The organism is Vibrio lamellibrachiae (assembly GCF_050337265.1).
Taxonomy (GTDB): domain Bacteria; phylum Pseudomonadota; class Gammaproteobacteria; order Enterobacterales; family Vibrionaceae; genus Vibrio; species Vibrio kyushuensis.
Map to the genome: position 1 here is coordinate 25856 of NZ_JAKJSU010000007.1, position 20927 is coordinate 46782.

Annotated in this window: 16 protein-coding genes; 13 read left to right on the forward strand and 3 right to left on the reverse strand. The window is 43.1% G+C overall.

Features of this window, described 5'->3' with window-relative positions:
* The first annotated feature begins 39 nt into the window (after positions 1-39).
* The 11 genes from pfaD (at position 40) to L4C54_RS11595 (ending at position 14181) form a co-directional block, all read left to right on the forward strand.
* Positions 40-1677 carry an eicosapentaenoate synthase subunit PfaD gene (pfaD, locus tag L4C54_RS11545; protein WP_428808301.1) on the forward strand — a complete coding sequence of 546 codons (1638 nt, stop codon included), beginning with the start codon at positions 40-42 and terminating at the stop codon, positions 1675-1677.
* 363 nt (positions 1678-2040) lie between these two features.
* Complete coding sequence (locus tag L4C54_RS11550) at positions 2041-2958, forward strand: phosphatidylinositol-specific phospholipase C/glycerophosphodiester phosphodiesterase family protein (protein ID WP_428808302.1); 918 nt, start codon at positions 2041-2043, stop codon at positions 2956-2958.
* Positions 2959-3005: 47 nt separating this feature from the next.
* The gene (locus L4C54_RS11555; protein ID WP_428808303.1) at positions 3006-3959 is read left to right on the forward strand and encodes a PI-PLC domain-containing protein; all 954 of its coding nucleotides are present in this window, start codon (positions 3006-3008) and stop codon (positions 3957-3959) included.
* A gap of 31 nt (positions 3960-3990) precedes the next feature.
* Entirely contained in the window at positions 3991-5013 is a 1023-nt protein-coding gene (locus tag L4C54_RS11560; RefSeq protein WP_428808304.1) for an ABC transporter substrate-binding protein, read from the forward strand.
* Positions 5013-7208, forward strand: coding sequence for an ABC transporter permease (locus L4C54_RS11565; RefSeq protein ID WP_428808305.1), 2196 nt, complete (start codon positions 5013-5015; stop codon positions 7206-7208). The genes L4C54_RS11560 and L4C54_RS11565 overlap by 1 nt, the downstream gene beginning before the upstream one ends.
* Positions 7209-7228: 20 nt before the next feature.
* Positions 7229-8257, forward strand: a complete 1029-nt coding sequence (locus tag L4C54_RS11570) for an ABC transporter ATP-binding protein (RefSeq protein ID WP_428808306.1) — start codon at positions 7229-7231, stop codon at positions 8255-8257.
* 184 nt (positions 8258-8441) lie between these two features.
* Positions 8442-10274 (forward strand): ABC transporter permease, encoded by a 1833-nt coding sequence (locus L4C54_RS11575; protein ID WP_428808307.1) that lies wholly within the window; start codon positions 8442-8444, stop codon positions 10272-10274.
* A complete protein-coding gene (locus tag L4C54_RS11580; RefSeq protein ID WP_428808308.1) occupies positions 10274-11452 on the forward strand; it encodes an ABC transporter ATP-binding protein in 1179 nt (392 codons plus the stop codon). Before L4C54_RS11575 ends, L4C54_RS11580 begins: the two co-directional genes overlap by 1 nt.
* A gap of 10 nt (positions 11453-11462) precedes the next feature.
* Positions 11463-12590 (forward strand): ABC transporter substrate-binding protein, encoded by a 1128-nt coding sequence (locus L4C54_RS11585; RefSeq protein ID WP_428808309.1) that lies wholly within the window; start codon positions 11463-11465, stop codon positions 12588-12590.
* Positions 12591-12693: 103 nt separating this feature from the next.
* Positions 12694-13542, forward strand: a complete 849-nt coding sequence (locus tag L4C54_RS11590) for an inositol monophosphatase family protein (protein WP_428808310.1) — start codon at positions 12694-12696, stop codon at positions 13540-13542.
* 27 nt (positions 13543-13569) lie between these two features.
* Positions 13570-14181: a dual specificity protein phosphatase family protein gene (locus L4C54_RS11595; protein WP_428808311.1), complete on the forward strand. Its 612-nt coding sequence runs from the start codon at positions 13570-13572 to the stop codon at positions 14179-14181.
* Between the two features lie 117 nt (positions 14182-14298).
* Here L4C54_RS11595 and L4C54_RS11600 read toward each other — a convergent pair whose 3' ends face one another.
* On the reverse strand, positions 14299-15306 hold the full coding sequence (locus L4C54_RS11600) for a LacI family DNA-binding transcriptional regulator (protein WP_428808312.1): 1008 nt from the start codon (positions 15304-15306) through the stop codon (positions 14299-14301).
* 164 nt (positions 15307-15470) lie between these two features.
* Between L4C54_RS11600 and L4C54_RS11605 the strand changes: the two genes are divergently transcribed.
* Both L4C54_RS11605 and L4C54_RS11610 read left to right on the forward strand, forming a co-directional pair.
* Complete coding sequence (locus L4C54_RS11605; protein WP_428808313.1) at positions 15471-15956, forward strand: ASCH domain-containing protein; 486 nt, start codon at positions 15471-15473, stop codon at positions 15954-15956.
* Between the two features lie 19 nt (positions 15957-15975).
* Positions 15976-16314, forward strand: coding sequence for a hypothetical protein (locus tag L4C54_RS11610; RefSeq protein WP_428808314.1), 339 nt, complete (start codon positions 15976-15978; stop codon positions 16312-16314).
* Between the two features lie 97 nt (positions 16315-16411).
* Here L4C54_RS11610 and L4C54_RS11615 read toward each other — a convergent pair whose 3' ends face one another.
* Together L4C54_RS11615 and L4C54_RS11620 are read right to left on the reverse strand one after the other, a co-directional pair.
* A complete protein-coding gene (locus L4C54_RS11615) occupies positions 16412-19222 on the reverse strand; it encodes a glycoside hydrolase family 9 protein (protein ID WP_428808315.1) in 2811 nt (936 codons plus the stop codon).
* Positions 19223-19571: 349 nt separating this feature from the next.
* On the reverse strand, positions 19572-20576 hold the full coding sequence (locus L4C54_RS11620) for a peptidoglycan DD-metalloendopeptidase family protein (protein WP_428808316.1): 1005 nt from the start codon (positions 20574-20576) through the stop codon (positions 19572-19574).
* Positions 20577-20927: the final 351 nt, after the last annotated feature.

The window sequence follows — 20927 nt, forward strand, 5'->3', positions numbered from 1 at the left end:
TCATGTTGGTAAGAAAAAGAATTAGGAAGAAAAACTAAAATGACGACACAAACAACAATGAACAACGAAAAGCTTTCTCCATGGCCTTGGCAGATTGAAGAGCGTACAACGCATTTCGATACAGCAGCAATGGCGACTGCACTTAAAGACATGAGTCTTGGTTGCTACGTTATTAATCACCCTGAGAAAGGCTTAGGCGTTAGCCAGAAAGCTGAAATCACATCAGGTGACTCTGCAAGCTCTGCAAATACGCACCCAGTGAGTGCATTTGCACCCGCTCTTGGTACTCAAAGCTTAGGTGATGAAGACTTCCGTCGCTTCCATGGCGTTAAGTACGCGTATTATGCGGGTGCAATGGCGAATGGTATCTCTTCTGAAGAGCTAGTTATTGCTCTTGGTAAAGCGGGTATTCTATGTTCATTTGGCGCGGCAGGACTTATTCCTTCGCGCGTAGAACAGGCGATTAACCGTATTCAAGCGGCACTGCCAAACGGCCCTTACATGTTCAACTTGATCCACAGTCCAAGTGAACCAGCACTAGAGCGTGGTAGCGTAGAGCTATTCTTAAAGCATGGTGTCCACACGGTTGAAGCTTCAGCTTTCTTGGGTCTAACACCTCAGATCGTTCAATACCGCGCTGCAGGTCTTAGCCGAGACGCAAAAGACGAGATTCGAATCGCTAATAAAGTGATCGCGAAAGTAAGCCGTACTGAAGTGGCAAGTAAGTTCATGCAACCAGCACCAATTAAAATGTTACAAGGTCTGGTTGACGAAGGCCGTATTACCGTAGAGCAGATGGAGCTGGCGCAGCTTGTTCCTATGGCGGACGACATTACCGCTGAAGCAGACTCTGGTGGTCATACGGATAACCGCCCGTTGGTTACTCTTCTTCCGACGATTCTAGCGCTTAAAGATAAGATTCAAGCAGAATACAACTTTAAGACACCACTTCGCGTAGGTTGTGGTGGTGGTGTTGGTACTCCTGATGCGGCATTAGCAACATTCAACATGGGCGCAGCTTACATTGTTACTGGTTCTATCAACCAAGCATGTGTTGAGGCTGGTGCAAGTGAACATACTCGTAAGCTGCTAGCAACGACTGAAATGGCAGACGTAACCATGGCCCCGGCTGCGGATATGTTTGAAATGGGTGTTAAGCTTCAAGTAGTTAAGCGTGGAACCTTGTTCCCAATGCGTGCAAATAAGCTTTACGAAATTTACACGCGTTACGATTCTATCGAAGCGATCCCAGCTGATGAGCGTCAAAAACTAGAGAAGCAAGTATTCCGCTCAACGCTAGACGATATCTGGGCGGGTACGGTTGCTCACTTCAATGAACGTGATCCGAAACAGATTGAACGTGCTGAAGGTAACCCTAAGCGTAAAATGGCACTGATCTTCCGTTGGTATCTTGGCTTATCAAGCCGTTGGTCCAATACAGGTGAACTGGGGCGTGAGATGGATTACCAAGTTTGGGCTGGCCCTGCTCTTGGCGCATTTAACGAATGGGCGAAAGACAGCTACTTGGATGATTACACACAACGTAATGCGGTTGACCTTGCGAAGCACTTGATGCACGGTGCTGCTTATCTTGCTCGTGTGAACCTGTTGACTGCTCAAGGTATTAAATTGGACCCTGAGTTAGCACGTTGGACTCCGGGCCAGAGAATGGCTTAATGCTTATATAGCTCGTAGCTCAGTATAAAATCGAAAGGCGACCATTATTCATGGTCGCTTTTTGTTTTCTGTTTCTTATAAATCTAATATTAATAACCTGCACACTATAAATTGTTGGAGTTGATTATATATTTTAGTAATTATTTAGTATTAATAAATAATTAAACATTAGTAATTTAGTAAGTTTCCATCATATATTTATATCAAGTGATCTAGTTTATATCTTCTGTCAATAGTTACTTATATTTGTAAACGTTCGTTTATTTTTCTTTAATAAAACTGAAATTAGCTCATGCCAATATTGTCCACATTGAATTGCACAGCTGTGCAATGTAGTGGTCAATATCAAGGTAAGGGCATATTTTGAGTAAATTAATTAAGAGTGTGGCAATACTGTCTGCCATGTTAAGCGCAGGTGTATACAGTTCTGATTCACCTTCATACCAAGTTAACGATGAAGAGAAACAACTTACGATTCGTACCCACTCTCACAACGATTACCATTTAGAAGACCCTTTTTACGGAGCCCTTAAGCTAGGTTTCGGCAGTTTTGAGGCGGATGTTTTTTGGGATGAAACGTTTAGCGAAGTACTAATCGCACATGATAAATGGGAAACCGCGCTTGAGTGGTCATTTGATGAAATGTACATCCAACCAATCGTTGAGCATGTTCGTGCGAATGGTCATTTTTACGAGAATTGGGATTATTCGGTAGTACTACTTGTTGATATCAAAACAGAAGCTATTTCAACCTGGTTAGCAGTTGAAGATGTACTGGCTCAGTATCCTGATGTATTTACAAGATATAACCATAAAATTGGCGTTCAGCAGCGTCCAGTTACAGCCATTATTTCGGGTAACCGCCCAATTGAAGAAATGCGAGAAGCTCTAAACCGCTATTCTTTTGTTGATGGTCGCATTGAGGATGTTGGTGTAGAGACTGACGCAACGCTTATGCCTCTTATCAGTAATAACTTTAGCTATTTTAACCAAAACGATTTCGGTTATTTCTTTGGTAAAGGCGAGTGGCCAGAAAAAGCAAAAGAAGAGCTTAAACGCGTAACGGATATTGCACACGCTAACCACCAAAAGATTCGCTTTTGGGCAACCCCTGAAGGGATTGACCATATGAACAATCACATTTGGAGTGAACTGGTTGAAGCAAATGTTGATTTCATAAATACCGACCATCAACAAGCATTGCATGATTGGTTATTAGAAAATGACAAAAATCACGCGACACCGGGTGTTGATTGGCGTGACCATCCTAACTGGAATTAATCAGAATTTAATTTCCTTCAACTCTATTATTTCCTTTGAGGTAACTTGTGAAAAATTTAATTAAAGTCGCGTCTTTGACGACGTTAGCATTAACGTTGGCTGCATGTAAAAGCAGTAATGATGATCGATCTGACATCGATCTAGAGCCAAAAGTAGTTCCTGTCTCTCGTGCAATCGTTGGGACTAATTATTTGCTAGATAACCCGTACGAACAAAATATCGCTAATCAGTTTGGTGCATCTCAAATAGAAGTGTTTTTCCGTAATGGAAGAGAGGTCTATGACGAACCATTGGTTGGACGCTCTGAATGGATGACCGAATACGAATGGTCATTCGAAGAGACATTTGTTAAACCTATCGTAGAGCAAGTCAGAGCTAACGGCGGCCAATTCTATAAAGGCTGGGATGAAAGCTATATCCTATTAGTGGACGTCAAATCCAGTAACGATGAAAAAGTTATTACGTGGCTAGAAATTGAAAAAGTCTTATCTCAATACAGTGATGTTTTCACCCACTATGACGGTGAAATGGTGACGGAAAAAGCGGTGACTGTAATACTTTCGGGTAGTGATCATATTATTGATGAGATGCGTGCTGCTCCTTATCGGTATACGTTTTTGGATGGTCGAATGAATCACCTTGGTGAAGAGTTAGATTCAAGGTTAATGCCACTCATAAGCAGCAACTTTAATTACTTCGATCAAGACAAATACGGAAATTTCTACGGCGCGGGTGATTGGCCTCAAGAAGCGCTGCATCGATTACAAGAAATTACCGACATCGCCGCTCAGAATAATCAAAAAATCCGTTTTTGGTCTTCACCTGAAGGCAATGATGAGATCAATGCGAAGATTTGGACTGAACTTCATAACGCCAATGTAGATTTGATTGTGACTCGTTATTCCGAAGAGCTGCGTACGTGGTTACTAGAAAATGATGATGAGCCTTCTAACCCAAGCGTTGTTTGGACAGACCATTCTCAATGGACTAAAGCAGATTAATTACCCCAGTTTAAAACTAAGAGACCCTAGTATGAAAAACACATTTTTTGCCCTTAGTGCTATTGCAGCCGTGACGGCTACCGTAGCTCCAATGCAAGCTTCTGCATCAAATGAAGAAGTCGTAGTGTACTGTTCAGTTGATGATAACTGGTGCCGAATTATGGCTGATTCGTTCCAGCGAGAAACAGGTATCAACGTATTGATGACGCGTCGTTCTTCTGGTGAAACTTACGCTCAAATTCGCGCTGAAAGTGGTCAGCCGCGTGGTGATATTTGGTGGGGAGGTACAGGTGACCCACATTTGCAAGCAGCTGAAGAGGGCGTAACAGTTTCTTATAAGTCTCCAAAGCTTAATCAACTACAAGACTGGGCTGTTAGTCAGGCAGAAGCATCAGACTATAAAACGGTTGGTGTTTATGCTGGCGGACTTGGGTTTGGTTACAACACAGATCTAATACGTAAGGATCAACCTCAATGTTGGGCTGACTTGCTCAATTCAGACTTAAAAGATGATATTCAAGTAGCTAACCCAAATTCATCTGGCACAGCTTACACGCTACTCGCGACATTAGTTCAGCTATTTGGTGAAGATGAGGCGTTTGAATACCTAACTAAATTAAACGGCAACATTAACCAATATACTCAATCTGGTGGTGCACCTATTCGTGCTGCAGGGACGGGTGAAACAGCCGTTGGTATCGTATTTATGCATGATGCAGTCGCTCAGTCAGCGCAGGGCGCTCCTATCGTAACGGTTTCTCCTTGTGAAGGAACGGGCTATGAAATTGGCTCAATGAGCTTAATCAAAGATGGACCAAACCCAGAAGCTGCAAAAAAATGGTATGACTGGGCGTTAACCGCGGATGCCCAAAGCCTTGCCATTGAAGCGAACTCTTACCAAGTTCCCTCTAATAAACAAGCGAAAACATCGCCTCAGGCGCCAAAATTGTCGGATATAAAGTTAATTGATTATGATTTCAAACTTTACGGTTCATCAGATGAACGAGCGCGTCTACTTAAGCGTTGGGATGATGAGATTGGGTCACTACTTTAATGCTTAATATCAATAATAATCAAAGAGCTGGCGCAAGCTGGCTCTTTATCATGCTCATCGCAACAGTGGTGATGCCATGGTATAAAACGCCATCAATTGAGCACAGTGCTTGGGTTGATAGTGCGCTTGTTAATGCGAACAATGGATCAACATGGTTATGGTTGTGTGTATTAACACCATTGATCCTTTCGTTGACCTCATTGCTTAACCGCCAATTTAATCGAATAGACACCCTTGCTGTGAGTATAGTTGGTCTTGCATTTGCCATATTTCAAGCATTCGCGATTCCTTTAAATGGGACTGAGTTAGGCCTCGTTCAAAGTGTCTTCCCTTCATCGGTTAATGGACAAACTGGTTTGGGGTGGGGTGGATACACTTTTTTCGTTGGCTGCCTAGGGTTTCTGTCTCATGTACTAGCGTCATTTGGTCTTTGTAAAGGCGATCGATTTGCTAGCGCGGCAATAGTCTTTATCTCTGCACTACTAATTACGTTTGTCTTTTTCCCTATCAGTAAGTTGATATTAACGGCGTTCATTCAACCTGATGGTTCTTGGGGCGTTGCTCATGCTTTGCCACGAGTTACCTCAAACGAATTATGGCAACTAAGATGTTTCACTGGCAGTGGACGTTGTGGTGTTGTTATTAACTCTCTAATCCTTGCGACGCTAGCGGCATCGCTATCCACGATTATTGGTTTAGCGTTGGCACTACTGTTTGTACGTTCCGATTTCAAATATAAAAAGCTACTTCGCGGGTTATCCATTCTTCCAATCATCACACCGCCTTTCGTCGTTGGTGTTGCATTGATTGTGCTCTTTGGTCGAAGCGGGTTAATCACCGGGTTCACTGCTGATCTATTTGATGTTCGTCCTACGCGTTGGTTATATGGTTTACCCGGCATATTAATGGCACAAGTCTTAGCGTTCACGCCTGTTACATTCCTTGTGATTCAAGGGGCTTTAGAGTCAATAAACCCGACGCTTGAGGAAGCTTCTCAAACGATGGGCGCAAAACCGCTTCATAGTTTCTATCGCGTGACACTTCCGCTTTTGAAACCTGGCATTGCGGCCGCGTTTCTTTTGGCATTCATAGAGAGCTTATCTGACTTTGGTAACCCCATTGTTCTGGGTGGTAATTTTGAGGTCTTATCAACGAAGATCTTCTTTGCAGTCGTCGGTGCGCGTTACGATTTAACCAACGCAGCGGTTCTTTCTATCATTTTACTTGGACTAACATTAGCGGCCTTTTGGCTACAAAAACGTTGGTTGGGTGAAAAGAGCTATGTGACGGTAACGGGAAAATCAGACGCTGGTGTGGTCGCTCCACTGCCGAAGACACTGCAAAATGGCGCAGCAGGTTTTGTCGTTCCGTTCATTCTACTTACGCTTGCAATCTACAGTATTGTTTTGATTGGCGGTGTGGTGAAAGACATTGGTCGGTGGGATCTCACTCCCTCGATAGAGCACCTATCTACCGCTTTCTCTTTCGAAATCAGTACCAGTGGTATTGAGCTTTATGGGTCAGCTTGGAACTCTTTAAAGACAACACTTTGGGTTGCAGGAATTGCAGCACCAATTACAGCGGTGCTTGGAATTTTAACGGCTTGGTTAATCACTAGGCAGCAGTTTTACGGACGACGTCAATTTGAATTCATGACGATGCTGAGCTTTGCTGTTCCGGGTACTGTCGTTGGTGTGTCTTATGTCGCTGCGTTTAATGTACCTCCTGTAGATATGACGGGGACATTGATCATATTGATTATCTGTTTTGCATTCAGAAATATGCCTGTAGGCATGCGTGCGGGTGTCGCAGCGCTGTCTCAGATTGATAAGTCTATGGAAGAGGCAAGCCAAACTATGGGGGCTGGAAGTTTTGCCACGCTTAGAAACGTTGTCTTACCGATGATTAAACCTGCGATATTCACAGCAACCATTTATGCTTTCGTTACCGCAATGACAGCCGTATCTGCGGTGATATTCCTAGTTAGCGCGCGTCACAATATGGCGACAGCCTACATTATGGGTAGAGTCGAAAATGGTGAATACGCATTGGCTATAACCTATTCAGCGGTATTGATGGTCATTATGATTTTAGTGATTGGCTTAATCGCTATAGGCGTGGGCAAGAAACGACAATTTCGCCAACGTAACACTGAACAAAATAACAATCAGCTTATTGAAGCAACGCAGAAGTAAATAAGCGTTAAGGAATTATTATGAGCAAAGAAGTTGCGATTGAACTAAAAAATATCGTCAAAACATTTGGTGACGCTACAGCAGTAGCTGGAATTGATCTCACTATCAACAAAGGTGAGCTAGTTACGTTTCTAGGGCCTTCTGGCTGTGGTAAAACGACCACGTTACGTCTCATCGCCGGGTTAGAATTACCCAGTTCGGGGGCGATATTTATCGACGGCAATGATGTAAGCCAACTGTCTGCGTCTGACCGAAACGTGGGTATGGTCTTTCAGTCCTATGCGTTGTTCCCTCATATGACTGTGTTAGACAATGTTATATATGGGCCGGTTACACGTGGAGAAAATAAGCGAGAAGCGAGTAAGCGTGCTCATGAGGTACTATCGTTGATTGGATTGGACGGCTTATCACAGCGTTATCCTTCTGAATTATCGGGAGGACAACAGCAGCGAGTTGCCGTCGCACGTGCCATTGTGCAGCAACCGGACGTTCTGATGTTCGACGAGCCTTTATCGAACGTAGATGCAAAGCTTCGCAGAAAAGTACGTAATGAGATCCGTGAATTACAACAAAAATTCGGAATTACGGCCGTGTATGTAACGCATGATCAAGAAGAAGCGCTGGCGGTATCTGACAAAGTTGTTGTGATGAAAGATGGTCAGATTGAACAAATAGGAACTCCTGAGGAGCTTTATGCGCAACCAAATTCCCGTTTCGTTGCTAACTTCATTGGCGATGCCAACCTTATTGATGGCAAGATACAGCAAAATAAATTCTTCGCGGGCGAATGGCAAGTCGATGTTGAAGGAGAGGAAAGTATCGATGCGTCCATTTCTATTCGACCAGAGCTTATTCAAGTAACGGAAAATAAAACTGATTTGGTTGGGCGAGTGGTCAGTGCAACTTATCTAGGCAGTAAAATGGAGTATGAAGTTAAAACATCATTCGGTGAGCTATTGGTTTCTACTCCTGCAAATGATGAGCGGTATCGCGTTGACTCGGATATTAACCTACAGATAAACAAGAATGACCTAATTCGAGTAAGCTAAACGCGTTTTACTAATACGGAAAGTAAATATCGAAGGCAACCAGTAGGTTGCCTTTTTCGATTAGTACGTACAATTCTATTTTACTGTCACGAATTTGTCACTGTTCTTCTATGTAAATGACACATTGAAAATCTAATATTTACCTCACTTGCACAGCTGTGCAAAGTATTTAACGAGGTGTATTTTGAACTCTTTGTCTGCAAGAACTCAAGAGTTAAAGCAACAACTAAGCTTTAATTCATTACGATATAAGTCACAACTAATAGTACAGACACCGACCAGTATTATTGGCTTCATGCTCCTTGCTCTATTTGGCTATTTTATAGCAGTTCCAGTACTGTCGCTTCTTTTTGATGCAGTACAAGTTCAATTTGGTGATGAACGCCGAATAGGTAGCTCTACAGGCGAATGGACAGACTATTATCTAATTCGAACGCTTGTTTCTCCTATTTCAGACTCATTGTTTTGGCAACCGCTTAGCCACACGTTACGAGTTGGTGTTGGTGTTATTGCTATCTCTTTAACATTGGGTAGCGTTCTTGCCTGGTTAGTGAGTCGTAGTGACATGTTCGGTAAGAAATGGTTTGCGACAGCGCTTATCGTTCCTTATATGCTACCAGCATGGACCTTTGCGATGGCATGGACGACCATCTTTAAAAATCGTACCACAGGCGGACAACAAGGTTGGCTAGAGAACCTTGGGATCTCAACACCAGACTGGCTTGCGTATGGTGAACTGCCAATTATCATCATTTTATCACTGAACTATATTCCGTTCGTTATCTTACTGCTCGGTAACGCACTGCGATCATTCGACTCACAATTAGAAGACTCAGCAAGAATACTCGGAGCGAAACCACGAACTATCACGTTTAAGATCATCATGCCTTTGATGCTGCCCGCGTTGATGTCGGCAAGTGTTCTTATTTTTGCCAAAGTTTTGGGAGAGTTTGGTGTCTCATACATTCTTGGTCTTCCTGTTAATTACGAAGTGCTTTCAACTTCTTTGTATAGAAGTATTGAATCAAGGCAAACAGGTGTAGCGGCAGTTCTAGCTGGGGCCATTATGTTCTTTGGCATTGTTTCTTTATTAATAGATGCGCTCGTACTTAAAGAAGCGAAACGATTCGTCACTGTTGGTAGCAAAGGGGTGATGCACCGCCCAAGTCCGCTTGGTCAGTGGCGTCTGCCTGCAACCTTGTTATCAGCGACGGTATTTCTGGGCTCTGTGGTGCTACCGCTTCTTGTTCTTTCACTCTCAACCGTGATGAGAATTCCGGGTGATTTCTCTTTAAGCAACTTCACTTTAGATTACTGGGTCGGTACAGGCCTTAGGACAATAGCAGAAAGTAGTGGCATTTTACTGAGCTCGAATCTTTGGAGTGCGGTGTGGAATACATTATGGATAGTGAGCATCGCCTCAATATGTTCAGGTGTCTTGGGGTTGTTGGTCGGCTATGTGGTTGTGCGAAGTCCTATCAAGCTGCTTAGTACAGCGTTACGACAGATCACCTTCTTTCCATATTTGGTTCCAGGCATTGCATTTGCGGCTGCGTACTTGTCTTTGTTCGCAGTTTCTCGAGGACCAATGCCAGCACTATACGGAACCGTGACTCTCCTGATTTTAGCTCTGATAGCGGACGAAATGCCTTACGCTTCGCGTGCTGGAATATCCGCGATGATGCAGCTAGGAAAAGATCCAGAAGAAGCTGCTCAGTTGGCTGGCGCTGGATGGTTCACTCGAATGCGACATATTGTATTACCCATTCAAAAAGGGTCGCTAGTGACTGGAATATTGCTGCCATTTATCTCTGGTATTAATGGATTGAGCTTATTTGTCATTCTAGCAGTACCTTCAACAGATGTACTCACCACTTACGCATTGCGATTGATTGACTACAACTATACCCAAGCTGCGAATGCGGTTGTTTTAATTATCTGTTTAATCGCTTTTGTTGGGACATATTTCACTCAAAAATTGACCAAGACTAACCTTGCAGAAGGACTAGGAAGCTAATGCCAAATATTCATCTAAACCAAGTATGTAAACAATTTGATAGTGGGTCGGGGCAGGCGGTAAATCAGCTCGATCTTGTGATCAATGAAGGTGAGTTTACGTGCATCCTTGGCCCATCAGGATGTGGGAAAACAACCACTTTACGCATGATAGCAGGCCTAGAAAACGTGTCATCGGGAAAGATAATGCTTGGTGAAACCATAGTTGATTCTATAGATGATGGTGTTTTTGTACCGTCAGAAAAAAGAAACCTAGGCTTGGTGTTTCAAAGTTATGCACTTTGGCCACATATGACGGTTGAAAAGAATATCGAATTTGGTCTTAAGCTGCGAAAGGTGAGAAAGTCGGAAAGACAAGCAATCATTCAGTCGGTTATGGAAACACTAAGTATTGAAAAATATCGTGCGCGCTACCCATCACAATTATCTGGTGGTCAACAACAACGTGTGGCGCTCGCACGAATGTTAGCTGTGCAACCAGACATATTATTAATGGATGAGCCTTTATCGAACCTTGACGCAAGGCTTCGATTGGAGATGCGCACTGAACTTAAACGTATCCACTCAACTTACAACACCACTATCGTTTTTGTTACTCACGACCAGTGGGAAGCGATGGCATTGGCAACAAAAATAGCGGTAATGAAAGACGGTGAGTTGCAGCAAGTTGGAACACCAAACGATATTTATGATCGACCTGCGAATCGGTTCGTCGCTGAATTTGTCGGTACCCCGCCCATTAATATTTTCGAGCTTAACGAATCTTCTCTCTGCAGTGAAGTGATCAAGAAATACCTCGTTAATCAGATAGGGAATATTGATAAAAATTGCTCGGTAGGAATTAGACCAGAGCGCATTAAAGTCAATGATTTAAGTAGCCCGAGCGACAGGAGAAATAGCGAAAAGCGAAACAGCGAACAAGGCTACCTGAGTTTAAGTGCTCGCCTTGAAAGTGTTCTTCCTACGGGAGGGAGTTGGATTTTAGAGCTGACCGTGGCCGATCATAAGTTCCATCTGAACACTCAAACACCACCAAATTTCCGAGAAGGGGAGCACCTCATGCTTTCCATTTCACCACAAGACATTCACTTATTTGATTGCGAAGGAAAACGCATTGAGATCGATGCGTTGAAGGAAATTAACGCGAATAAGAACGAACAAAAATTGATGACGAATTAGGATTAGAACTATGAAGATTACAAAAATTAAAGCTAAAACACTCGCGTTGGCTATGGCGAGCGTATTAGCTCCTTCAAGTGCTTTAGCAGTTACAGAAGACACAACTGAACTAGATGAGTTGATTAAGGCCGCTCAAAATGAAGCGCCAATCACAGTTTATGCCCCATCGGGAAAGATTGTCCAAACGGCTGAAAATTTTAGCAACAAATACGATGTAAAAGCGGTCGGCAGTAAGGTCAGCGGCTCTGTGCAAGTTGAGATGATGATCAGAGAATACCGCGCGAATAATATACGAGGGGATGTAATTGTCTCCGGTGATGCATCCGCTACGGTCGCTCAACTATTACCTATGGGGGTCGTTGAATCTTGGGTGTCTCCTTCTATTTCTGCAGATATAGCTGAGTACGGAAAAGATCCTTTGGTGGTTTATGGAGACCCGGCCGTTTGGACATATAACACTGAAGTGCATGCAGAATGTCCGGTGTCTAATATTTGGGCCTTAACGGATGAGGATTGGTCGCGCAAGGTTGCGATGCCTGATCCACTAAACAATGGTCGTTTTCTCGATTGGTTTAACCAAATAGAGATGCATCACGACGAGGCGGTTGCCATTGCCTATGAGTTGCACTACGGAAAGCGGTTAGACACGAGCAAAGAATCGGCAACAACAGCTTGGGTTAAAGCGCTGGCAAAAAATTCACCGCTACCAACCGATTCGGGTTCTGCTGCGGGCGATGTAGTGGGTGCTCCGGGCCAAACTGAATCGTTTGTTGGGTTTATGTCGACAGCTAAATACCGAGACGTTGTGAAAGGGAAAGTCCACTTAGGTATATGCGAAACAATAAAACCATTCGTTGGGTGGTCTACACCGAGCTACGGGGTTATCTCGACTAAAACGAAAAGCCCAAATGCTGCGAAATTGTTCCTTCATTTCCTGATGACAGAAGAGGGCATAAGTAATCAAACAGTGGATGGCAAAGTATCTGGAAACTTAGCGATACCAGTACACCCGAAGGAAGCATCAGGGGTGCAAAACGTTTACTCGAAAATTCTCCAGTATAACGCGTCGACGGGTTTAGATGACTTTGATAACCGTCAAGACTGGGCTGACCTATGGAGAATTAACTTCACTCGTTAATTCATTCCAGTAATAACGCATAAGTATCGCCTAGATATACGCATCAATAACAAACGCTGAACGCAATAATGAGATTGCGTTCGCCCAATGAGTAAGGGTTTACATGCAACAAGCTTCAGCAAAGAACACCGTTCAAGAATTGGACGAGACTAAACTAACCGAGGGTGATCTAACCAATCGCTTGGTTGTTGCCATCGACATCATTAAAGAAGCGGGAAAACTGGCTCGCAAAGCATTTATTTCGATGACACCTGAAAAAATCGGGTTTAAAGGCCCGCAAGATTTTCTTACAGAAACAGATCTCGCGGTTGAAGAGTTGATACGTGGCCGTCTCATCGAGGCTTTTCCATATGACTCTGTTTATGGAGAAGAAACCGGCGGTGAAATTAAAGCCAACACTTGGATATTAGATCCAATTGACGGGACGGCGAACTTCGCCCGTGGCATTTCTCATTTCTGTATTGTCATGGCGTTTGTGAGTGAGAACGACACCAAACTCGGTTTGATATTCGACCCAATCCACGATGAGCTTTTTATCGCTGAAAAAGGCAAAGGTTCGACGATGAACGGTCGCGCAATCAGCGTGGCAAAAACGGAATCCTTTAGCGCAGCGAACTTAGAGCTAGGTTGGAATCAACGATCATGTCGCGACAATTACTTCTCGGCATTACAAAATTTAAACCTACTTGGCGGAAATGTGCGCCGTAGTGCGTCTGGTGCTCTGGCACTGGCTTATGTTGCTATTGGTCGTACCGATGGGTATGTCGAGCTGCACATGAATCCTTGGGACTGTCTAGCAGGTCTGCTTTTAGTCAAAGAGGCTGGAGGTGTGGTCAACAACTTCACTCAGTATCCAGACTGGCACAACGGTGGGCCGGTCTTTGCGGTCATTCCATCATTGGCAGAGTCTGTCGCTGATACCGTCTCCATCCATATTGATCAGTGTGCTTGATTGAACGACAAAAGATTAGGAATTGAAATGAAAATATCTCCTGTATATGAGCGTGATGCTGCTCATTTGGTTGCAACGAACATTGGGCCTGAAGGTCAAAATCTTTACCTTGGTGGCTATGATTCAGCGCGAGATCTGGCTCTACATAAAGAGCTGGGCATCACGACCATTGTTAACTGTGCTGTTAATCTTGATATCAACTACGTTAATGACCCGTACTTGGAAGAGGAAGGCGATAAACTTGCTGGTGGTAGCGGTGTCGCTCGTACCTATAAAATGGGGCTCATTGATGGACCTGGCAACCCCCATCAAATGATACTGGCCGGCTATTACCTGCTTGACGGTGCTTTTAAACAAACAATGCCTGAAAAGCCGAGTTATCCAAACAGAGAGCGAGGCAATGTACTCATTCATTGCCGCGGTGGTCGTAGTCGTTCAGTCGCGATAGCGTCTTTGTTTATTCATAGACAGCAGCAAGAGCAATATCCTTCTTTACAATCTGCCATCGATATCGTCCGTGAGCGTCGTGATCTTAGACCTGATGAGTGGTTTGAAACGCCAAAGCCAAGCCTTGTTGAAGCGATTGAAAAAGCCAATAGCATGTTAGAGCTATTGGATGAGCACGGGTTCAACGATTAATATCGTGCTTTAGTGTTCAGTTTATCAAACGGCTTACACGTCGTATAAAGACCCACTTTGTAAAGTGGGTCTTATCTTTTTTACCACTCAGAGACTAAGACACTACTATATGGTTAACTAATGGTGACGGCGTAACTTATGTCTGGTTGTTTTTCGCCAGACAGTCTCAAGGGTATATTGGTGATCTATGTTTGGTTGGTTCGCTGGACTCTGTATTCGCTTAATGATGTGCTTAGTGATCTCTTCAATCGGTTGTTTAAACGTCGTAAGTTGATAACTATCCCAACTTGCTTGCTCAATATCATCAAATCCTACTATCGCAACGTCTTCCGGGACGTTTAGCCCATTAGACTTTAGACCATCCATAAAACCACACGCGAGAAGATCAGTGACGCAGAATACACCATCAATAGGTTTAGTGAGATGCTTGGCAATGTAATAACCTGACGTGTAAGAGGTATCACCATAGCGGTGAATATATACAGATACATTGGCCTTTTCGGCTGCCGATATAAAGCTCTTTTCACGGGCCATTAAACTTGATGATCCTACGTTAGAATTAACAAGTGCAATATGCTTACACCCTTGAGAAACCAGAATATTTAACGCCTTTTTAGCGGCTTCACTATTATCTATTCGTAGGTTATCAGTATTTGGATGGACGTAATTTCGGTTGACTAAAATTACACGCTGTCCATTGGCTATGCACTGATCAATGAGTGTACTTGACGGTTGCCCGGATAAAATAATGGACACTTCTGCACGGAAATTAAGGGTTTGGTTTAAAGCTGCCGTGACGCTATCTTTGTCGCCTTTAGTGTTGATGACCATGGCGACTTTATTAATCTTCTGTAGGTTTCGAGTTAAGGTGTCGATAAAACTAGCTTGAAATGGCGTGCTGATATCGGTGGTAATTAAGCTAACGATATTACTCGTATCATGTAGGCCTCGAGCTAGATGGTTGACATGATAGCCAAGTTCTTGCGCAGCTTTTAAGACTTTTTCACGTGTTTTAACAGAAACACTGGCCCCTTCAGTGAACGATCGTGACACCGCAGATCGTGAAACGCCTGCCAAATCGGCGACTTGTTGGGCACTAATGAATCCTTTAGTACTATCAGTCATAACCAGTTATAAAATCCGTATAAGTTTGGTAGCTCGGTGGTATACAGCATCTGATACTGTGGATACCAACATTATAGATTAACGGTTTTATCATAGAGATTCACAGTTACAATAATATGTTATAAATTCAATTAATTCAGTTCAATAACACGGATGTACAAGCGATGGATTCGAAAATAAATAAAGAGAGCAGAGTGTTTTTACAACACTTTCTTAACTCACTCCCAAAGACTACTTCAACACAATATCACCCCTTCAGTTCTGACTACTTTTGCGCGGATGAATATAATGCAAATTTGTGCGCCGACTTAATCTTACGCGGTGAAAAACGCGCGTCGTGCAGCATGGAGTATTGGTACAGCAATGAAGGTGAGGTTAGGCCTGAGGTTGGGCATTTACAAGTTGTGACGAACTGGGATGGCAAACCAATCTGCGTTATTGAAATTACCTCGGTGTCGACTAGCAAATATAACGATGTGACGGCTGAGTTTGCTATAGCCGAAGGAGAGGGCGACAAAACATTAGAGTGGTGGAAAAAAGCCCATTGGGCGTTCTTTGTAAAAGAGTGCAAAGAATTAAAAATCGAACCCAGCGAGGAAATGCTTTTGCTACTAGAGCATTTTAAGGTGGTCTATCCTATAGATAGTTAGGAAACAAAAAGGGAGCACTATGGCAAACATGTTAGAGAGTGAACTATTTCGTTCACTTGGTGCTCATGCCGTTATCAAACTCGACATTTCAGAGCAAAGAATTGTACTAATTGTTGCGCCGTGGAGTGATCTCGATAACCAAATTACCGCTGTTTTCAAAGACATTGTGCTGAACTACGTTGAGGTGCAATTAGATCCTCAGGATGAAAGTGTTAACCTTGACTTACCGTGGGACATCATACGTTTGGATTCTTCTATGAACGATAATATCACATGGCATTTTGGTCTTTGTTGCAGTGACATCATTATTGGATTTGATGCACCTTGGCCAAGCATTACCTTTTCCAACAAAGAGTAGTTTTGTGGCGATCGTGAGGTAATTACGTTTCGTACATCAGATATAAAAGGTAGGGCAGCGAGCGCTACCCTATATCATTTAACATTAATCAAATTGTTTATTCACAGGTTGGAGTAGCGAAGTCTCCATTATGTGTACCTTGGAAACCAAAGGTTGCGCTTTGTCCCGGTTGTAAATTACCGTTATAAGCTTCATTGGTCATTGTTGCACTTAGACCATCAGAAGATTCTGATAACACACCATTCCAGGAGTTTGTAATCGAGGTTGGATTTTCAAAGTAAACGTTAACCGACCATTCTGAAATAGCGTTTGTTCCATTGTTGGTAACGGTTACAGGGTTTGCTGTGAAACCTGAATTCCATACATCGGTTGAAGTCACTTCACACACTAGACCTTCACCAACAGGTGGAATGACTACTTCAATAACATTGAGTGATAACGCCGCTTGAGCTTCGAGTTCAGTTCCTAGTTCGTCAATGGTGACAACATCGATATTAACTACGCCTTCAGTCTCAGGCATGGTCAACGCAACGTTACCGCTACCGATTTTAGAGGTAATAAATGATCCATCTACGTACACATTCACGCCATAAGCATGTACCACAGTGAGGTTTAGCTGCACAGTACTCGCTATTTCGACCTCTTCTCCATTGTCTGGTGAATTGATTGTCACACCAGGTACAATTGGTGCTTCGATGTCGATAGACACGGTTGCGGCATTTGACACCGCACCTGAGTTATCGGTAGCGGTATACGTAAAGCTATCGCTACCAAAGTAATCAAGATTTGGTGTATATGTCACAATGTTTTCGGCTAAGGTTGCTGTTCCTTTAGCTGGCTGAGAAGCAAGATCATAACCGACAACGGTACCGTCTGAATCTGTGGCAGACAGACCTATACTGACAGGTGAGTTGTATTGCGTTGTTGCAGAGGCATTATCCGCTACGGGTAGACAGTTAATTCCAGATTCCGCGCCACAATCTGGTGTTGGCTCTTGGCCCCAAACGAGTTTGCCATCATCATACAATGCAATCTTAGGAGCCAGTTTTACACCGCTTCCATAATCATCCCAAGAAGGATCGTTTGTGTTATCCCAGTCAGGGTTGTTGTTGTCAGCAGGTAGAGCCATACGGAATTGAACTTCTTTCTTAGAGGCTGATTGTCCTCCAGGGTAAACGTCAACGCCTTGATAGCTTATCTCCGCGTAGTAGATATTAGACTCAGGATCACCCCATGAATAGAGCCCAGATATCCCTTTACCTTGGTTATAGGCGGTTGATAGTTCAATATCATCTGCGGTATAGCCTGCGGAAATAACCTCAGAGATATCGATCCAGTAGCGGAAGGTGAGGTTGTCAGTGTTTCTTGATGGCCATGCCGTATGGTTATAAACTTTAGTACTCAGCTCCAAATGGCGCGTACCTTGAGAGTTAATCTTGGCGTCAACGTAGAACTCAGTATCCCGCACTTCTTTGGCTGGAAAGTCTGCTTCGTTGATAGGTTGACCACCATAGTCGAGCCATAATCTTGCCAGTGCCGAAGTAAAGCCTGCATTGTAGTCTGTCGCAACCTCATTCTTTACATAATCACCACGGTCATCTTCCCAAGAATCGTCCGCACCCGGCCCACCAACTAATGCGCCTACGAGTAAATGACGGTTTTCAATTGGATCAGACGAACTGTCATTCCAAGCACCATGAGCCGTTCGGTGGTGAGGCTTCGTTGGGTGATAATCGCCATAACCAATTTGATATGAAATATTTAACGGGTTATCACCAAGTATGTAATCAAGCTGGCTCTTCGCAAAGTCATGATACCGAGTGACCAATTCAGGCTTGAGATCGTTATTTTTAAGGAAGTCGGAGTACACTAACGCAAGAAACGAGGTATTAGATGTATATCGAGCCGCTCCCCATGTATCGAGGAACGCCATACCACCGGGCGTGTATTTAATTCGTTTTCCGTCATGCCCAACCGTCCAGTAATTTAACCATCGTTCGGCATCAACTTGGTATAGCTCATCACCTGTTAGCTGTGCCATCAACACATAGGCTCCGTAAGATTTATCATCCCACGCTTGTCCCCAACGGTAAGAACGTTCTGTCGACTGTGGTTCCGTACTTAAAAGAAGATATTCGTCTTTCGCTTTAGCAAGGTAAGACTCGTCACCTGTGGCGCGATAAAGCCAAATTGCGCCCCAGACAATCTCATCTTGGTATCCACTCCAAGAGTTATAGAAAGCGGTCGCATCTGAGATAGCGTCAGAATATTTTCCTCTGTACTCATCAGCAAATTGGTAAAGCTCTTTCGCATGTTTTAATAGTAATGCTGCATATTCAGGATCTGACGATTCGAAAATCATTGAGATTGCAGCAAGAGCAGCTGCTGTTTCTCCTGCAAGTTCACTACCAGGGTTTTCTGCATCGATCTTATACGATGGGCGATCCATCTTCATGACTTCAGCTGAGCCCCACCAAGCGTGGTCTGCAGCTCCGGCGCCGACTTGCCCGTAAAATTCATTTGGACCGGTATGGGCTTTAACGAAATAATCAGCAACGAATCGTAAGTTGTTCTTTAAATGCTCAAGTTGACCCGTCTGTTCATACGCTTCACGGTAATCAACAGCACCCCAAGCAAGCATTGTCGCTGTGGCCGCCATAGGAAATCCAAATTTAACGTGATCACCAGCATCGTACCAACCTCCTGTTAGGTCGACGCCATTGTCTTGTCCATCTGTTAGCGCTGAATCACCACGCCACTCCGTTCTATTCCAATCGGGTATTACACCTGACTGTTGGGCTTCGTAAAAGTAAATAGATTTCTGTAATGCTTCTCCATAATTCGCAGCGGCGATATGGGTCGAGCAGAGTAGAAGGGCAGTCGTTAGTAATGTTTTTTTAAATTTCATTCTGTAGTCCTTTAACTAAATGGAAGCTTAAAACGTTAGATATTTCAAAAGCTTCGTTATTACGCGACGAGACTGCTAACAGGGGGAGTGCTACACGTCGTATATTGTCTTTAACTGCGACAATGAAAATGTAGAATGAATTTTTAGGGGATGTGTTGCGTATTCAATTTTGCTAGAACGTGGTTCAAATATTATTTATATTCATGACATGAAAAAATTACATATGAAATTATTTGGATATTATTTGTGATGTTACGACTTACTACCACACTTGGACTTATGTTTTCATAACTAATTCTAAGCCACTGATATTACGTTGGTACGGCGAGATTACGATTGATTAAAAGTACTAAAATAGAGCTGATGTTAGTTCTTGATACGTTTGTTTTGCCTGTTTTGCCTGTTTTGCCTGTTGTGATTGACCATGATTACTAGCATCTCCAATCCATTGATTGGCGGTGTATTCAGTAAAGTTTACAGGCATACCTTCAATAATTAGTTCAAAATGAAGATGTGGGCCTGTCGTTCTACCGCTATTACCACTTAACCCAATTAAATCACCGGCAGTAACACGGTCTCCTTTTGATACGAGAGATTCAGATAGGTGCAAATAGCGAGAAACCTGCGTATCAGAGTGCTTGATCGTAATATAGTTTCCGGCAAATCGATTATATCTTGACGCGATAACCTCTCCGTTAGCGACACTCACCACTTTTGAACCTGTTGGGGTCGCATAATCAGTGCCGTTATGAGGGGTGTATCTTTTCGTTATAGGGTGAAGGCGACTGTGACTAAAATGCGATGAAATACGGTGATTATGTAAAGTAGGCTTTGCTAGCCAGGTTGGGGTGGTGATTGAGTTACCGTACTCATTAAATAACTCACCGTCATCTGCTTTATATATAAAGAAATTCCGTACTTCATCCCGATATAAAAAAGCTTCTATTTGGTTTTTACTATCATAGGAATTAGATCTTGTTTGTATTAGAAATCTCGCAGATTCCGCTTGTAAGTTAAAATAGTCTAATTTCCCATTAGTTAGATTAATTAACTCGTGTGCAACGTTTGAAGCGACGCCAGATTCCATAATAGAGCTAATAAAAGAGTATTTCAGCTCGCCTTTATATAATTGACGCTCTATAGCCGGTTCGATGCTGGAAGTCGGTGGCGAAGAAAAGTGAAACTGCTCGTTGTTTGGTTTTCTCCATACCTGTTGGCTGTTCTCATATCTGATTGATCTTAATGTGTAATCTATGGAGGTGAGCCATATCATACACACGCTCAATATCACTGAGAAGATAACGAATGAAACCCAAATCTTGAAGCCTGAATAAATTGGACTGTTAGAGCTCATTAATACCTTGAAGATGTTTAAACAACATTAAAACTGAAAGAATTATGCGTGTTTTAGATTATATTGGCAATTTTACAAAAAAAAACCAAGACAAATTTCAGTGTAAATCGGGCGGTTTACCTAATATTAAAAACGTTTGTAGTGTGGCTGTTATCACTTAAATGGGTTAATCACTTTAATGCTAGATAAAAGGGTTTATTTGACGGTAATTGTGACAGATTGAGAAAATTAATGATGGAAATATAATCGACGCAACTAATTTTATATCACGACTATTTGTGCCATTACTATGCGTTTAATAATAAATAATTTACATCGGTTTAGGTTGTTTCTGCTTTCATCTATGGTTCT

What these genes read in the sequence shown, in the direction of transcription:
- L4C54_RS11590 (WP_428808310.1), top strand. Translation starts at nt 12,694, where the DNA reads ATGCAACAAGCTTCAGCAAAGAACACCGTTCAAGAATTGGACGAGACT.
- L4C54_RS11605 (WP_428808313.1), top strand. Translation starts at nt 15,471, where the DNA reads ATGGATTCGAAAATAAATAAAGAGAGCAGAGTGTTTTTACAACACTTT.
- L4C54_RS11595 (WP_428808311.1), top strand. Translation starts at nt 13,570, where the DNA reads ATGAAAATATCTCCTGTATATGAGCGTGATGCTGCTCATTTGGTTGCA.
- L4C54_RS11580 (WP_428808308.1), top strand. Translation starts at nt 10,274, where the DNA reads ATGCCAAATATTCATCTAAACCAAGTATGTAAACAATTTGATAGTGGG.
- L4C54_RS11610 (WP_428808314.1), top strand. Translation starts at nt 15,976, where the DNA reads ATGGCAAACATGTTAGAGAGTGAACTATTTCGTTCACTTGGTGCTCAT.
- pfaD (WP_428808301.1), top strand. Translation starts at nt 40, where the DNA reads ATGACGACACAAACAACAATGAACAACGAAAAGCTTTCTCCATGGCCT.
- L4C54_RS11565 (WP_428808305.1), top strand. Translation starts at nt 5,013, where the DNA reads ATGCTTAATATCAATAATAATCAAAGAGCTGGCGCAAGCTGGCTCTTT.
- L4C54_RS11600 (WP_428808312.1), bottom strand. Translation starts at nt 15,306, where the DNA reads ATGACTGATAGTACTAAAGGATTCATTAGTGCCCAACAAGTCGCCGAT.
- L4C54_RS11620 (WP_428808316.1), bottom strand. Translation starts at nt 20,576, where the DNA reads ATGAGCTCTAACAGTCCAATTTATTCAGGCTTCAAGATTTGGGTTTCA.
- L4C54_RS11570 (WP_428808306.1), top strand. Translation starts at nt 7,229, where the DNA reads ATGAGCAAAGAAGTTGCGATTGAACTAAAAAATATCGTCAAAACATTT.
- L4C54_RS11585 (WP_428808309.1), top strand. Translation starts at nt 11,463, where the DNA reads ATGAAGATTACAAAAATTAAAGCTAAAACACTCGCGTTGGCTATGGCG.
- L4C54_RS11560 (WP_428808304.1), top strand. Translation starts at nt 3,991, where the DNA reads ATGAAAAACACATTTTTTGCCCTTAGTGCTATTGCAGCCGTGACGGCT.
- L4C54_RS11615 (WP_428808315.1), bottom strand. Translation starts at nt 19,222, where the DNA reads ATGAAATTTAAAAAAACATTACTAACGACTGCCCTTCTACTCTGCTCG.